General features: G+C 48.5%; 9 protein-coding genes. 5 read left to right on the plus strand and 4 right to left on the minus strand.

Going from position 1 to position 14,484, the window contains the following annotated elements; genetic code table 11:
• The first annotated feature begins 125 nt into the window (after positions 1–125).
• A complete protein-coding gene (locus tag ACTIE6_RS06890; RefSeq protein ID WP_439555931.1) occupies positions 126–3,263 on the plus strand; it encodes a SusC/RagA family TonB-linked outer membrane protein in 3,138 nt (1,045 codons plus the stop codon).
• A gap of 24 nt (positions 3,264–3,287) precedes the next feature.
• Positions 3,288–4,748 (plus strand): SusD/RagB family nutrient-binding outer membrane lipoprotein, encoded by a 1,461-nt coding sequence (locus ACTIE6_RS06895; protein WP_439555932.1) that lies wholly within the window; start codon positions 3,288–3,290, stop codon positions 4,746–4,748.
• Positions 4,749–4,824: 76 nt separating this feature from the next.
• Here the strand turns inward: ACTIE6_RS06895 and ACTIE6_RS06900 are convergent, their stop codons facing one another.
• A complete protein-coding gene (locus ACTIE6_RS06900) occupies positions 4,825–5,565 on the minus strand; it encodes a hypothetical protein (protein ID WP_439555933.1) in 741 nt (246 codons plus the stop codon).
• Positions 5,566–5,775: 210 nt separating this feature from the next.
• Between ACTIE6_RS06900 and ACTIE6_RS06905 the strand changes: the two genes are divergently transcribed.
• On the plus strand, positions 5,776–6,027 hold the full coding sequence (locus ACTIE6_RS06905; protein ID WP_439555934.1) for a hypothetical protein: 252 nt from the start codon (positions 5,776–5,778) through the stop codon (positions 6,025–6,027).
• A 1-nt stretch (position 6,028) separates the two neighbouring features.
• Here the strand turns inward: ACTIE6_RS06905 and ACTIE6_RS06910 are convergent, their stop codons facing one another.
• Positions 6,029–8,986, minus strand: a complete 2,958-nt coding sequence (locus ACTIE6_RS06910; protein ID WP_439555935.1) for an FAD-linked oxidase C-terminal domain-containing protein — start codon at positions 8,984–8,986, stop codon at positions 6,029–6,031.
• 176 nt (positions 8,987–9,162) lie between these two features.
• Here ACTIE6_RS06910 and ACTIE6_RS06915 point away from each other — a divergent pair, with 176 nt between their 5' ends.
• Positions 9,163–10,620, plus strand: a complete 1,458-nt coding sequence (locus ACTIE6_RS06915; protein WP_439555936.1) for a peroxiredoxin family protein — start codon at positions 9,163–9,165, stop codon at positions 10,618–10,620.
• Between the two features lie 35 nt (positions 10,621–10,655).
• Here ACTIE6_RS06915 and ACTIE6_RS06920 read toward each other — a convergent pair whose 3' ends face one another.
• Both ACTIE6_RS06920 and ACTIE6_RS06925 read right to left on the minus strand, forming a co-directional pair.
• Positions 10,656–11,912 carry a sensor histidine kinase gene (locus ACTIE6_RS06920; RefSeq protein ID WP_439555937.1) on the minus strand — a complete coding sequence of 419 codons (1,257 nt, stop codon included), beginning with the start codon at positions 11,910–11,912 and terminating at the stop codon, positions 10,656–10,658.
• A complete protein-coding gene (locus ACTIE6_RS06925) occupies positions 11,909–12,586 on the minus strand; it encodes a response regulator transcription factor (protein ID WP_439555938.1) in 678 nt (225 codons plus the stop codon). Before ACTIE6_RS06925 ends, ACTIE6_RS06920 begins: the two co-directional genes overlap by 4 nt.
• Before the next feature lie 163 nt (positions 12,587–12,749).
• Between ACTIE6_RS06925 and ACTIE6_RS06930 the strand changes: the two genes are divergently transcribed.
• Complete coding sequence (locus tag ACTIE6_RS06930; protein ID WP_439555939.1) at positions 12,750–14,177, plus strand: TolC family protein; 1,428 nt, start codon at positions 12,750–12,752, stop codon at positions 14,175–14,177.
• The last annotated feature ends 307 nt before the right edge of the window (positions 14,178–14,484 follow it).

The raw sequence follows: 14,484 nt of genomic DNA on the forward strand, positions 1-14,484 counted from the left end.
TATTATCAATATAGTAGATAAATATTTTGAATTAATGTTTTTGAAAGACTTAAAATTTTACAAAACTTAATAGACGTAAAATTTTGTTTGCCTAACTATTATTTTCACTCCTTAAATATTCAATCATGAGAAAGAGCTTTACTATAAGCTGTTTGTCCTTTCTGATCCTGCTCTCTGCAGCCAGCTTTGGACAGGAACTCAACCTCAAAGGGAAAGTGCAGTCTTCGGACGGGAATTTGCCCGGCGCAAGTATCCTCATCAAAGGGACCAGCCGCGGAAGCACCACCGACGCCGACGGACAATTCACGATTAGCGCTCCCTCCAATGCAACCCTGGTGGTTTCATTCATAGGCTACAAAACGCTGGAAGTGCCCGTGGGATCCAAGACAACTTTTGACATTATGCTTGAACAGGACGCCACCCAGTTCAATGAAATCGTGGTAACTGCATTGGGTATTGCCCGCGAGAAAAAGGCGCTTGGCTACGCAGTGCAGGAAGTAAGCGGAAAAACGCTAACCCAGGCGCGGGAAACAAACCTGGTCAACTCACTTTCAGGCCGGCTGGCAGGGGTTCAGGTAACCAATTCCAATGGTGCGCCAGGCTCTTCTTCACGGATGATCATCCGCGGCGCAAGCTCCATTGGAAGCAATAACCAGCCTCTTTTTGTCGTAGACGGCGTGCCGGTTGACAACAGTAACTTCGGCTCGGGAACAGGTATCGACTACGGCAATGCGGCGGCTTCGATCAACCCCGACGATGTGGAATCCATCAACGTGTTGAAAGGCCCCAGCGCAGCAGCACTTTACGGTTCACGTGGTGCAAATGGTGTTGTTTTGATAACTACCAAAAGTGGTAAAGGTTCAAAAGGAATTGGCGTTTCATTCAATACCAATACTGCATTTGAGAGTCCATTCCGGTTGCCTGAGTGGCAAAATGAGTATGGACAAGGCGCAAAAGGATTGTTTTCCTATGTAGACGGAGCCGGCGGCGGCGTCAATGATGGTGTGGATGAAAGCTGGGGACCAAGACTCGACGGTCGATTGCTGCCGCAATTTGATTCGCCGATCGGCGCAGACGGAAAACGCACGCCTACTCCCTGGGTAGCACATCCTGATAATGTCAACAAATTTTTTGAAACGGGACGTACCCTGACCAACAACATCGCGATCACCGGTGGAAGCGACAAAGCCGATTTCCGCCTGTCGTTTACAGATTTGAACCAAACGGGCATTCTCCCGAATACGAACTACAAACGCCGCACGGTTTCAATGAATGCAGGCTGGAACCTGACTAAAAAACTGAGCGTGCGGGCGACTGGCAACTATGTCCGCGACGGCAGCGACAACCGGAACAACTTCGGCCTTTACTTCATCTGGTTTGGGCGCCAGGTAGATATGGACCAACTGACCAGCTACCAAAAGCCCGGCAGCATTTACCAGTACAACTGGAACGACAACTATTGGACTAACCCCTATTACCTGCTCAACCTGAGTACCCGCGCCAATGATCGCGACCGCCTTTACGGAAATATTTCAGCTACTTACAAGTTTACTGACTGGCTGAGCCTCACTGCCCGCAGCGGTACTGACTTTTATGAAGACCGCCGCAAAACCAAAACAGCAGCCCGCCAGGCGAAACTAGGTTCTTCTGCACTTTTTGACGCTTACAATGAAGAGCAGATTTTCGTAAGAGAGTCTAACTCCGACTTCCTTCTGAATGCAACACATAAGTTCGGCGAGTTTGATGTAACTGCCAACATCGGCGGCAACCACCGCAGCAACTATGCGCAGCGCAACTATATGGGGGCGACTGAGCTGGCTATCCCGCGGGTATTCAACATGGGTAACTCCCGCCAGCGACCGGTTACGGAAAACAGCTTTATTCAAAAAACAGTAAACAGCCTGTACGCTTCAGCTAACCTGGGTTTTCGCAGCTACCTTTTTGTAGATCTGACGGCGCGGAATGACTGGTCGAGCTCGCTGCCGAGCGACAACCGTTCGTACTTCTATCCTTCTGCCGCCGTGAGTGCGATTGTAACGGATATGTTTAATGTAAAATCGTCTGTACTTTCTTTTGCCAAAATACGGGCGGGCTGGGCAAGAGTTGGGAACGATACTGATCCTTACAGGCTTACAAGTACCTATAAATACGAAAATCCCTGGGGCAGCACACCGAGCCTTTCTGAAAACAATGCGCTGCTGAATGCCGCATTAAAGCCTGAAATTACTTCTTCCTACGAGATTGGAACGGACATCAGATTGTGGCAAAACAGGGTTGGGCTGGATGTTACCTATTACAAAAAGATATCTTCGAACCAGATCCTCGACGTGAACATTTCTAACTCCACGGGGTATTTGTCCAAACTTTTAAATGCGGGCAAGATCGAAAACCAGGGTGTGGAAATCCAGCTGACTGCTACGCCTGTGAAAACAAATTCATTTCAATGGGATATTGGTCTGAACTGGGCTAAAAACAAGAACAAGGTCATTGAACTTGCCAATAACCTCACCACTTATCAGCTGAACACCAGCTACAATGCATTGACGCAGACTACCTCTACCAACAGCTTCCGCGGCTTGTCGGTGGAAGCGCGCGTGGGCCAGCCTTATGGTACATTCTTTGGCAAAGGATTTCTCCGCGCACCCGACGGACAAATTGTGTACGACGCACAGGGTTACCCGATGATAGATCCGGTGAGCCGCGTGCTGGGTAACTTCACGCCTGACTGGATCGGCGGTTTCTCCAATACTTTCCGCTATAAAAACCTTTCTCTAAGTACATTGATCGATGTAAAACACGGCGGCGATATCTTCTCGCAGTCTATCAACATCGGACGTTACACGGGTGTTTTGAAAGAAACCACATTGGGCAGAGAGGACGGGATCATCGGGGAAGGTGTTGTGAACATCGGAACAGCAGCTGCGCCAGAGTACGTGCCTAATGAAAAACGCATTACTTCGGAAGAGTACCACCACAAATACTACCTGCTTACCAATAACGAAAACACGATTTTTGACGCTAGCTATGTGAAGCTGCGCGAAGTGAAGCTCACTTACATGCTTTCCGGCCAGGTGTTTAAAAAGCTGCCTTTCCGCGACATCGCAGTTTCAGTTGTAGGAAGAAACCTTGCATTGCTGAAAAGCAACCTGCCGCATATCGATCCTGAAACCAGCTATTACAACGATGGCAACTTACAGGGAATCGAAAACGGCCAGATCCCGACAACCAGAACGGTGGGTTTCAACATCAGTTTCAACCTATAATCCATTACCTCAATTGATTTTACTATGAAAAGCATCATACATTCATTCAGATCCAAAACACTGCTGGCGGCTTCCATTCTCTGCCTTTCGGCTTGTACCGGCGATTTTGACGAAATCAATACCAATAACAACAGTGCAGCCAGCGGAACAGCCGACCTGTTCCTGCCCCACGGGATCCAGAGTGCGGTTGACCTGTACTGGGGCGGCGCGATCGGGCAGGATGTGGGCGATGGTTTTGCGCAGCATTGGGCGCGCATTCAGTACACCGACGTGGACCAATATACTGTTTCGGCGGACGTTTTTACCTCGGGCTGGCAGACTTTATACATTGAGTCACTGGCCGATTTTCAGCGGATCAACAAGATTGCGCAGGAATCGGGTAACACCAACTACGTGGCCGTGGCAACCATCATGCGCTCCTGGGTGTTCTGTTTGCTGACCGACATTTACGGGGATATACCTTACAGCGATGCATTGCAGGGGCTGGAAGACAAGCTACTGCCGAAGTACGACGCGCAAAAGAATGTGTACGCCGGATTGATCGCCGAACTTAAAACAGCGGGCGAGTCCATTGATCTTGCTGACAAGAACAAGGCGATTACGGGAGATATCCTTTTCAATGGCAACCTGAGCAAATGGAAAAAATTTGCTAATACACTCAGCCTGCGTATCCTAAGTCGCATGATCGACAAAGCTGATGCGCCGATTGACGTGAAAAACGAGATCACACGCATTCTCAGCGACCCGGCCAAGTATCCCGTACTGGAATCCAATGCAGATAATGTGCAGCTCAACTACCTCGACGCGACTAATAACAACAACCCGATCAACCAAAACCGCAAAACACGCGACGATCACCGCGTAAGTGCTACTTTGGTAAACAAGCTCCTCGCATTGGGCGACGGCAGACTGGCTGTGTACGCCAACAAACCGGCCGACGGTGGCGAGTTCAAGGGGGTACCAAACGGTTTGTCCTCATCTGACGCTAATGCACTCGGACTTTCAAAAACCTCGAAGGTAGGCGATTATTTCGTGGCAGCTACCGCCCCGGGTGTATTGATCAGCTACGCGGAGTTGTTGTTCCTGAAAGCCGAATTTGCTTATAAAGGCGTAGCAGCTGCGGGTACCGCCTCGAAAAACTACTCGGACGGGATCACTGCTTCTTTTGCCCAATACAAATTGACGGTACCGGACACTTACCTTTCGGCGAATGCATTGAAGACTGGCGCAGAAGGCTTTACCCAGATCATGGAGCAAAAGTGGATCGCATTGTACGGCCAGGGTGTGGAAGCCTGGACTGAGTACCGGCGTACCGGCTTGCCCGCGCTTGTGCCCCCGGCATTGAATACCAATGGAAATGTTGTTCCTACCAGGTTACCCTATCCAGGTTCCGAAGAATCGCTGAACTTCGACAATTACAATGCAGCACTGGCTGCCCAGGGTGGAAAGAATGATATGAAAATGAAACTCTGGTTTGCTAAATAGTTAGTAAACCAATGGGCAAAAAGAAACCGGTCGGGCTTGCGGCGCCCGACCGGTTTTCTTTTTTTTATTTATAAAATCAGAATGCGATACCAAGACCTGCGCCTACATTCACCACACCTACAAATCGTTTTTCACTGATTGGCTCGGAGAATTCGAAATTTCCTCTTGCTGCCCGGATTGTTACATCTTTAAGCTCCGCCTGGCCACCAACAACATCTCCGCTTAACTGAAAAAACAGGTTACCTATAATCGGAAAACGCAAACTCGCACCACCTGCAAGGCCTAATGCAGAAGTAGACGCAGGTTTAAGATCTACCGTAATGGGCTCTCCTCCGTTCTCGGAAAGTCCGACCAGGTTAACAGAAGGCGAATCAGCCCAGATTTTACCAACCTGTCCATGCACTTCTATTTGCGCACGGCCCATATTGATGTAAAATGCCGGCCCGATCATCAATGCATTGAATTTCCATTTTGAAACTTTGGCATCCCACAGGAAAGTTTCGCCTAATACCTGAGCGTAATCGTTGGCTTTGTCTACAATCGGCTGCGAAATGGTCGTATTAAGGTTCATACTCCCCGAAGCCCGCAACCCGAACCCGCGGGCCAGTCGGAAATCAAAATTGGCCTGACCAAAGTAACCTGAGCCTGCTAAACCAGAAAACGGATCGTCCAGTTTTTCACGCGCCAGCTCACCTACGGGCAAGCTGTAACCTGCTGTTACAGAAAGAAAGCTCCTTGTATTTTGTCCGTAACTCCGGGTGCAAACCAATGCGAAGAACAAGATTGAGAATGCAAGGTATCTGAGAGAAATCTTCATGAATATTGGCTTAAATTTGACGAAATGGGGGTAATGCAACGAATTTCCATCTATGCTAACATCAAACATAGACCTTTTATTACATAAAAATTTGACCTACTTGGTTTGGGGAAATTTTATCAACACAATGTTATATAAAAGGCCGCAGGAGCTTGTTTTTGGGCTTGGTATAAAATTGGTAAGTGCCTTTTCAAACTAAATCATTGAACCATGGACAGTCGAGAAACAGATAAAGAAGCAAGAGCTACCAAAAACACCAAGAACGTATGGAAATGGATCCTTGGCGTTGGTATTGTGCTGATGGCGATCGCTTTCTGGGGAGGCTTTTTCAATCACGATGAAAATTTCCGGGAGTCTGATACACCTTCCCAAAGTGCAGCAACATCCGACACAGTAGCCACAGACACTGCCACACAAATGTCATCTGATACGGTAATGGAGCACGTAAGAGGCACCAACTAAGTTACCTGATCAGGGCTTCCCACAATATTTCAATGGGGTGCTTTGCTTTGCGCCCCGTGCCATCTTTGATCTGGTGGCGACAACTTGTCCCGGAAGCAGCTATGATGACATCATCGGGTTGCTGCCGGACAGTTGGAAAAAGTACCAGTTCGCCTATTTGCATTGAAACATCGTAATGCTCTTCCTCATACCCAAAAGATCCCGCCATTCCACAGCAACCGGATGGTATCAGCTGGGTCTGGAAGTTTTCGGGAAGAGACAACATCTTTTTGGAGGCAGTTAAGGTAGATAATGCTTTCTGGTGACAATGTCCGTGCAGCTTGATGAGCTGCTTTTTTTGTGTAAATACGGCTTTGTTAATGCCTTTTGCGTCTACTTCGCGGGCAATGAATTCTTCAAAGAGCAAGGCATTCTCAGCAATTCGCTGCGCATTGGTGCGCTCCTCTTCCGGAACAAGATCAATGTATTCATCCCGGAATGAAAGAATAGCCGAAGGTTCAATGCCGATCAGCGGCGTATTGTAAGTGATTTTATCTTTTAGCAAACTGACATTCTCCATCGCCAGCTTCTGCGCCTCTTTCACAAAACCTTTTGAAAGATAAGAGCGTCCGGATTCTGTATGTTTTGGAAAAATGACTTCGTAGCCCAGCGCTTCCAGAAGCTCAACCGCCTTCTTGCCGATCTCTACATCATTATAGTTGGTAAACTCATCGCAAAACAGGTACACGGTACCAACCTGTTGCACATTAACTGCCGCCTTCTTCCTTTTTTTCCACCATTGTGACAACGTTTGCGAGGCAAGCGGGGGCATACTCCGATCCGGATGAAAGCCTACCATTTTATTGGCCACTTTCCGCAATGCAGGCTGACCAAATACACCATTGAATGCCCAGGGCGCAATAGAAGCCAGTTTCATTTGTTTGGAAAAATTAGCAATCAGCTTGCTCCGCGCCGGGATACCGTGACTTTCGTAATATTGCTGCGTGAATTCGGCCTTCATTTTACCAATGTCCACACTCGACGGACATTCGGATTTACAGCCTTTGCACGAAAGGCAGAGATCGAGAATTTCCTTCACCATCTCCTGACTGGCTTCTATCTTTTCTTTGTTGTCCGCCGGAATAAAGTACTGGCGCAAAATGTTCGCCCGCGCGCGGGTAGTATCGCGCTCGCGGCGCGTCGCCATATAGCTGGGGCACATGGTACCTCCTGTCAGCTCCGTTTTTCGGCAATCGCCTGAACCGCTGCATTTCTCAGCGAGCCGGAGGATACCTTCCTGTTTACTGAAATCGAAAATGGTTTTGATCTCAGGCTGGGGTTTGTCCTGCTGGTACCTCAAAAATTCATTCATCGGCGGGGTATCTACGATCTTGTACGCATTGAAGATCCCGTCCGGGTCCCAGATCCGCTTCACCTGCCTGAACATTTCGTATACTTCCTCCCCCATCATAAATGGAATGAACTCGCCGCGCAACCGCCCGTCGCCGTGCTCTCCCGAAAGTGCGCCATTGTATTTTTTTACAAGCTTCGCAGTATCTGCCAGCACCTGCCTGAACAATGCCTTTCCTTCCGAGGTTTTCAAGTTGATCATCGGCTCCACATGCAGCTCTCCCGCACCTGCGTGTGCATAGTAGGAAGCGTGCAGGTTGTGTGAGCGCAGCAGCGATTCTACTTCCTCAATGTAGGCAGGCAAGTCTTCTACCGCTACGGCACAATCTTCGATCAGATTGACGGGCTGAGTGTCGCCGGGCAGGTTTCGTATCAGTCCCAAACCTGCTTTACGGATATCCCACGCTTTATTTGCCTCATCTCCAAACAGCAAAGGATATGCATACCCGAGTCCCTGTTCGCGCAGACGTGAGATCAATGTACTGGCTTGTGCTTCTACGGCCCCCTCGTGGCTCCCCCAAAACTCCACCATCAGCATAGCCGCAGGGTCGCCTTGCATGAAAAACCGGTTCTGCGAATACACATTATGGTCTTTGGTAAAATCCATAATGTACTTATCCACCAGCTCGGAAGCTTTCGGGTTAAATTGCATCGCAATCTGGTTGGCATGCAAAGCTTCAGCAACAGAATTAGTATGAATGCAAACCACGCCGACTGCCGCTGGCGGAACGTCGACCAATGCAAGCTTCGCCTCAGTTACAAAACACAAGGTACCTTCCGAACCTGCGATCAGGTTGCAGAGGTTGACGTTTCCCTGCTCGAAACTCCTCACAAGTGCATCCAGCGCATAGCCGGAATTTCGCCGGGTTACGGTAGGTTTTGGAAACTGCTTTTTAATTAATTCCTGATCGACAGGATTGGATATTAACCCGAACATACCCGCCATTATAGCCTGCTCACGTCCGCTCTTCGACTGCTTTTCAGCAATTTTTCGGGTAAAATCAGGTATTGAGTTATTTATAAAGACAGCCTCTTGTCCATCCGAAAGCAATGCATTTACTTCGAGCAGATTACCCCGCGTGTCGCCCCAGGTAATGGAATGCAGCCCGCAGGAATTGTTCCCGATCATCCCTCCCACCATTGCGCGGCTTGCCGTGGAAGTTTCGGGGCCGAACAACAACCCGTAAGATGCGAGGTGCTTGTTCAGATCATCGCGGATCACGCCCGGCTGCACGCGCACCCATTTCTCCTCTTTGTTGACTTCCAGTATTTTATTAAAATGCTTGGAGATATCGACCACAATCCCCTTTCCTACCACCTGCCCGGCCAGCGAAGTACCCGCGGCTCTGGGAATGAGGGTTACCTTATTTGTTTTGGCAAATTCAATCAACGATTTGATATCCTGAACATGCCGCGGCAATGCTACCGCGACCGGCAATTCCTGGTAAACGGATGCATCAGTAGCGTAAATAGACTTTTGGGCTTTGTGCAAGGTGGAATCATCAAAATAAAGCTCACCTTCAAAGTCCCTGCGAAGGGTATTAAACTGGAATTGGGATACTGTGTTCATCAGGAATTCAGGAATATGCCCGGCTAATTTAGGGCACAAATGTTACTTATTGTCCGGTAATCCAAAATTGCGCGGCTCCATTTGGCAGAAGCTGTGCACAAAGCCGGAAATCCATTACGTATATTGGCACAATTTTTACACACGAGTCTAACAAAAAACCGTTACTGATCGATAACATGAAAAAAATTACCTTACTGATACTCACACTATTCAGCTTCTCCGCTTTCGCGCAAAACACTGCTACCATTACCCTTACCGTGTCCAAGCAAGGACCGGTGAATGTCACGCTGATCAGCGAGGATGTTCGCTTCCACCCCAATCTGGGCATCGGTCTGGCTGACGCTAAACTGGAACCTGTGATGGCAGTCAACTTCGCTGAAAAAGCAAGTGAAAAAGCGGTTATTCAACTTAACAAACCCCAGATGATGCGCCTGCAATACAGCGGGAATGGACTGAATAAAACCTGGATGCTGTTCATGCAGCCCGGCGACGACCTGACCATTAACTTTGCAGAAAACAACGATATTACATTCACCGGCAAGAATGCCAGTTACCAGACTTTCCTGAAAAACTACTTCCTCGAAAATCAATACCAGTACCTTCCTGTTTTCGGCTACAAACCTTCGCAGGTTGACAATAAAAGTGTGATCGCGCAAAGTGACAGTCTGAAAAAAGTGCGGCTGGAAGCTTACGAAAAATTCAAGACTGCCAATCCTACTGTACCTGCATTTGAAGCCTATGTGCTTGCAACAGCCGCAACTGAGCCTGCTATCACGCGGAGATTAATCCAGGAAAGGATCATGCGCCGCAACCGTGTCGCACAGCTGGATGCAACCCAGCGGAAAGAGCTCGAAGATGCGACGCTGGCCGATTTCAAGATCATGCCCGACGATGCATTGCTGAGCCAGGCTTACCGCGACGAGCTCCGCAACTGGGTTTTGATTCCGTCAACCCGGAAATATCCGCTCAATGCGCAAACACGTTATGAGATCAGTCCGGAAGCTTTGAAGGATGTATACGCATTCAGTAAAGAACAACTGGCGCAGTATCCCAAACAGAAAGAATACCTGCTTACTTACTGGCTCAACTATGCCGCTACTGCAATCCCGGATGTAGCAACCGCGAAAGCGCTGCTGGAAGATTTCAAAACAACTTACCCGCAATCTGAAAACGCGGCATATATCGCTAAGCTGATTGATACCAAATCTTCATTGCAACCAGGCACTCAGTTGGCAGATGTTACCTTGCTCGCACCCGACAGCAGTGCAGTTACGGTTGCTTCTTTGCAGGGAAAACCGGTTTGTATGGTATTCTCATTCAGCATTGGCCAGCATGAGCCTGGTTTGAAAGCTTTGGAGGATAAATATGGATCGAAAGTGAATTTCGTCTATGTTTCAGTAGCGCCAGGCATTCCGCTGTCAACCTGGAAACAATATGCCAAAGAGCGACAGAATGTGAAGCATTTGTGGGCTTCGGACGAAAACATTGAAGTGTTAAAAGACAAATACGCGATTGATATCCGCTACCCTTTTTTAGTTGCTGACGCTTCCGGCAAGATCATCAACCGCTGGATCCCGCAGGAATTTCCTGCCAACAATACGCTCGAAGCAGAAATGCAGAAAGTGGCGAAATAGACTTGAAAGCGCGGAAAACTTCTCCGCGCTTTTTTTTATGCAAAAACCCTGATACTATGCATGGAATCCACGTGCTGGTAATCGATCTGCAAATCGTAATTATCACAAATCTGCTTTACGATAGCCAGCCCCAGTCCAAGTGACTCAGCCCCATTCGATTCTTTTTTGAACCTTTCAAAAAGCCGGTCCGGCGCAGCCTTCAATGCATTTCCCGAATTGCTGATTATGAAGAAGTCTTTACCGGCAGTTACCGTCAGCTGACCGTCAGGAAAATTGTGCTTGATTGCATTGCTGAGCAGATTCGTAACCAGAATATCAGCCAATGCAGGCGAGATCATCTTGATAAACTTCCCGGTTTGCTCTGTTCTGACAGTAAGGTTTTTGTGGAGGATGATATCTTCAAAATCTTTCAGCCGCAGCAGGATCAATGCAGCCAGGTCCATCTCCTCCTGCTCAGTAAACTGCTGGTTTTCAATTTTAGCCAATAATAACAGCCCCTGATTCAAACGCGACATCCGCCTTGCTGCGTGGTATATCTCTTCAATCCAGTGGGTTTGTCCCTCGCTCAGGTCTTTGGATTGTATAAACTGCTCCACGCGCGCGTTGATCAGCGCGAGCGGTGTCTGGATTTCGTGCGATGCGTTTTCGGTAAACTCCCGGAGGCTTTTATAATCGTGCTGCATTTTGGAGGACATTTTCAGCATGACCTCATTCAGCTCGTTGAACTCCGAAATTTCACTCGCGGTTAGTTCCAGCTTCTTGTTTTTGGTCCAGTCAAAATCCTTGATTTTTGCAAGTGAGTCGTAAAACGGCCGCCACAACTTCCCGGACAAACTTCGCTGAAAGACGAACATACCGATCATCAGCAGCGCCAGGAATGTAATCATCGCAGCAGAAATCGCTTCGATCAGCTTATAAGATTCCACAATGGATTTCCGGATCACAACGCGGTAAGGTGAACCGGCGATCAGCGTGTAAAACGTGAGTTGCCGGAACGGGTCCATGCTATCTTCATACCTGTTATAGATCAGCGTGTCCGTGAATGCAGTTTCGTCTTGCATTTCTTTCGCCGGCACTACTTCAATCTTGTTTTCAACGAAATATGAATTGTTGACCCAGGTATTATTGGAATGAATGTAGGTTTCAAAATCCCTTCGTTCCACGACGAGGCGGCTTTCCACCTCATCGTAAATCATGAAACTAATGATCCAATAAAACGCAATTCCGACCGCCAGGTAAATAAACAGTGAGGCGAGCAGATAAATCCGGCTTGTCTTTTCAAGTAATTTCAAGGCGCTGTGAATTTGTAACCAATGCCGTAAATGGATTGAATGTAATCTTTTCCACCTTTCTCAATGATTTTCCGGCGGAGATTTTTGATGTGTGAGTATACCATATCAAGCGAATCAGAAGAATCCATGTGATCGCCCCACAAATGCTCAGCGATTGCTTCTTTGGTCAGCGCCACGTCGGTATTGGACAGAAAATACAGCAGCAGATCGTATTCTTTTTTAGATAGAACGGTATCTTTTTCGTTTACAAAAACCTTCCGGGAAGGCAGCTGCACGCGGATTTCTTTCCAAACCATATCATTGTTCCCGCCAAAATTGCGCCTGCGGATCAGGGATTTGACACGCGCATTCAGTTCCGACAAATGGAACGGTTTGGTCATATAATCGTCGGAGCCGATTTCCAGTCCCTTGATCTTGTCCTCCAATGTATTCCGCGCCGAAATAATGATGATACCGGTTGCGGCCGCTATTTTCTTCAATGTTTGCACGATGTTAAAACCGTCGCCGTCCGGCAATGTAAGGTCCACAATGGTGCAATCGTATTGGTACAGGCTGATCTTTTCATCGGCTTGCCAAAAGGTATTTGCTACCTCGCACACGAAACCCTCCCTGGACAGGTACTCCACAATGCTCTCGGCAAGTCCCTTTTCGTCTTCTACCACTAATACTTTCATCTCTAAAAATTGATCCGCCCCAAAAATAGCTTCCGATTCTGGAAACATTTAGGAAGATAATAATTTATCCCACAGGTGCTTGCAACAGGCTTTTTCCCAAATGTTTCCAGAATTGGTCAATAGTTTTGACCAAAAATCACTAACCCTAGAGGCAAGCGCTCCTATGTACCGACACCGATTTAAGAACATTCCTGGCAAAGAAAAGGCCCGACCGGCACCCAAAATCAAGTTCTTCCTGACATTGATGCTGGCTCTTTTTTGCATTGATAGCTATGCGCAGCAAGTAAAGTTGCAGGAGCTTTTGGAAGAAAGTAAACAGAACTTTCCTTTTCTAAGATCCAAGCAGGCCGAGATAAGAAGTGCCGAAAACCGCATCAAGTCGGTCAAAACGGGCTATTTACCTGCATTGATCGTGCAGCATCAATACACTTTCGCGACGGACAACAGCGTCGCCGGTGCATTTTTACCAAATGAAGGAAGCGCTATTTCTCCTTCGGGAGGTATCAGGCCCGACAATATTTACACCGGCACATTCGGCAGCTTCACAACCGCACTGGTCGACTGGCGCGTTTTTAATTTTGGTAAAATAAAAGCGGAGGTGAATGCAGCCAAAGCCGACCTTAGCCGCACACAGGCAGATTATGAAAACGAGCTTTTTCAGCATCAGGTGCGGGTTATTGACTCCTATCTGGTTCTTCTGATCAATCAAAAACTGGTGGAAGCGCAGCGGCAGAATCTGGAACGGGCTACTGTTTTCAAAAATGTGACCGACGCGGCTGTAAGTGCCGGCATGCGGCCGGGGGTGGACAGCTCGCTGGCAGCTGCCGAGTTCGCGAAAGCGCGGTTGCTTTTACTGGAAAGTCAGCGTTCTGAAAAAGCGCAGCGGCTACGCCTTTCGGAGCTGACGGGTGAATTGCGCGATAGTATCCAGGTGGATAGCATGGGATTTTATTCAAAGTTGCCCGTTACTGAGGGAGCGGAAAATGCATTTCTCAACAACCCTGCGCTGCGATTCTCGCAAGCGCAGCTGGGTGCGTCGCTGGCGAGAAGTCTGGCGGTTAAAAGATCGTTTTTACCTTCTGTTTCACTCACAGGCGCAGGCTGGGCGCGGGGTTCAGGGATTTCCAATCAGGACGATTCCTATCACACCAGTTTTGCGAGCGGTACCAACTACCAGGTTTACAACTATCTATTCGGCATTTCCACGCGCTGGAACCTGACCAATATCCTGAAAGTCAGAAATGACTACAAAACCGAGCAATTCCAGGTAGAGCGGTTTAAGGAAATTTACGAGACCCAGAAATTGCAGCTTGACCGGCAGTCGCGGGAGGCTGAAATCCAGCTGCAACTTTCCATGGAGCAAGCCCGCCTCACCCCAGTCCAGCTCAATGCCGCCCAGCGCGCATTCAACCAGGCCGAAGCCAGGTACCAAAGCGGGTTAACAGACCTTTTCACACTGGCCCAAAGCGTAAATGCATTGAACCGCGCGGAGGTAGACAAGTTTGTGACCAACGGGAATGTATGGAGAGCGCTGCTGATGAAAGCGGCAGCAGCGGGGGATTTAGGGGTTTTTCTCGGGCAGGTTAATTAAGCGAGCGTTTTTGTCACCCTGAGCGCACCGGGCCGCCGGGCGGTCGAAGGGCACGCAGAACGCAACCTTCTAGCACTACTTCTTTTGTTCCCTGAGCGCAGCAGGCCGCCGAGCTTTCGAAGAGAGCATGTGAGATGCGTCGTGCCCTCCCTTCGACTGCGCTCAGGGTGACAAAACCAAGGGTGAGGGAGCAAAGCAAAGGCATTGTGCAAGGTGCTTCGACTGCGCTCAGCATGACAAAAAAGAAAGTAAGCAAGTGACAAGGGCACTCCCCCCCTTGTCACCCTGAGTGGAGTCGAAGGGCATG

Origin of the sequence: Dyadobacter sp., assembly GCF_051859145.1 — a bacterium.
Taxonomy (GTDB): Bacteria; Bacteroidota; Bacteroidia; order Cytophagales; family Spirosomataceae; genus Dyadobacter.

What these genes read in the sequence shown, in the direction of transcription:
- ACTIE6_RS06890 (WP_439555931.1), top strand. Translation starts at nt 126, where the DNA reads ATGAGAAAGAGCTTTACTATAAGCTGTTTGTCCTTTCTGATCCTGCTC.
- ACTIE6_RS06895 (WP_439555932.1), top strand. Translation starts at nt 3,288, where the DNA reads ATGAAAAGCATCATACATTCATTCAGATCCAAAACACTGCTGGCGGCT.
- ACTIE6_RS06910 (WP_439555935.1), bottom strand. Translation starts at nt 8,986, where the DNA reads ATGAACACAGTATCCCAATTCCAGTTTAATACCCTTCGCAGGGACTTT.
- ACTIE6_RS06915 (WP_439555936.1), top strand. Translation starts at nt 9,163, where the DNA reads ATGAAAAAAATTACCTTACTGATACTCACACTATTCAGCTTCTCCGCT.
- ACTIE6_RS06900 (WP_439555933.1), bottom strand. Translation starts at nt 5,565, where the DNA reads ATGAAGATTTCTCTCAGATACCTTGCATTCTCAATCTTGTTCTTCGCA.
- ACTIE6_RS06930 (WP_439555939.1), top strand. Translation starts at nt 12,750, where the DNA reads ATGTACCGACACCGATTTAAGAACATTCCTGGCAAAGAAAAGGCCCGA.
- ACTIE6_RS06905 (WP_439555934.1), top strand. Translation starts at nt 5,776, where the DNA reads ATGGACAGTCGAGAAACAGATAAAGAAGCAAGAGCTACCAAAAACACC.
- ACTIE6_RS06925 (WP_439555938.1), bottom strand. Translation starts at nt 12,586, where the DNA reads ATGAAAGTATTAGTGGTAGAAGACGAAAAGGGACTTGCCGAGAGCATT.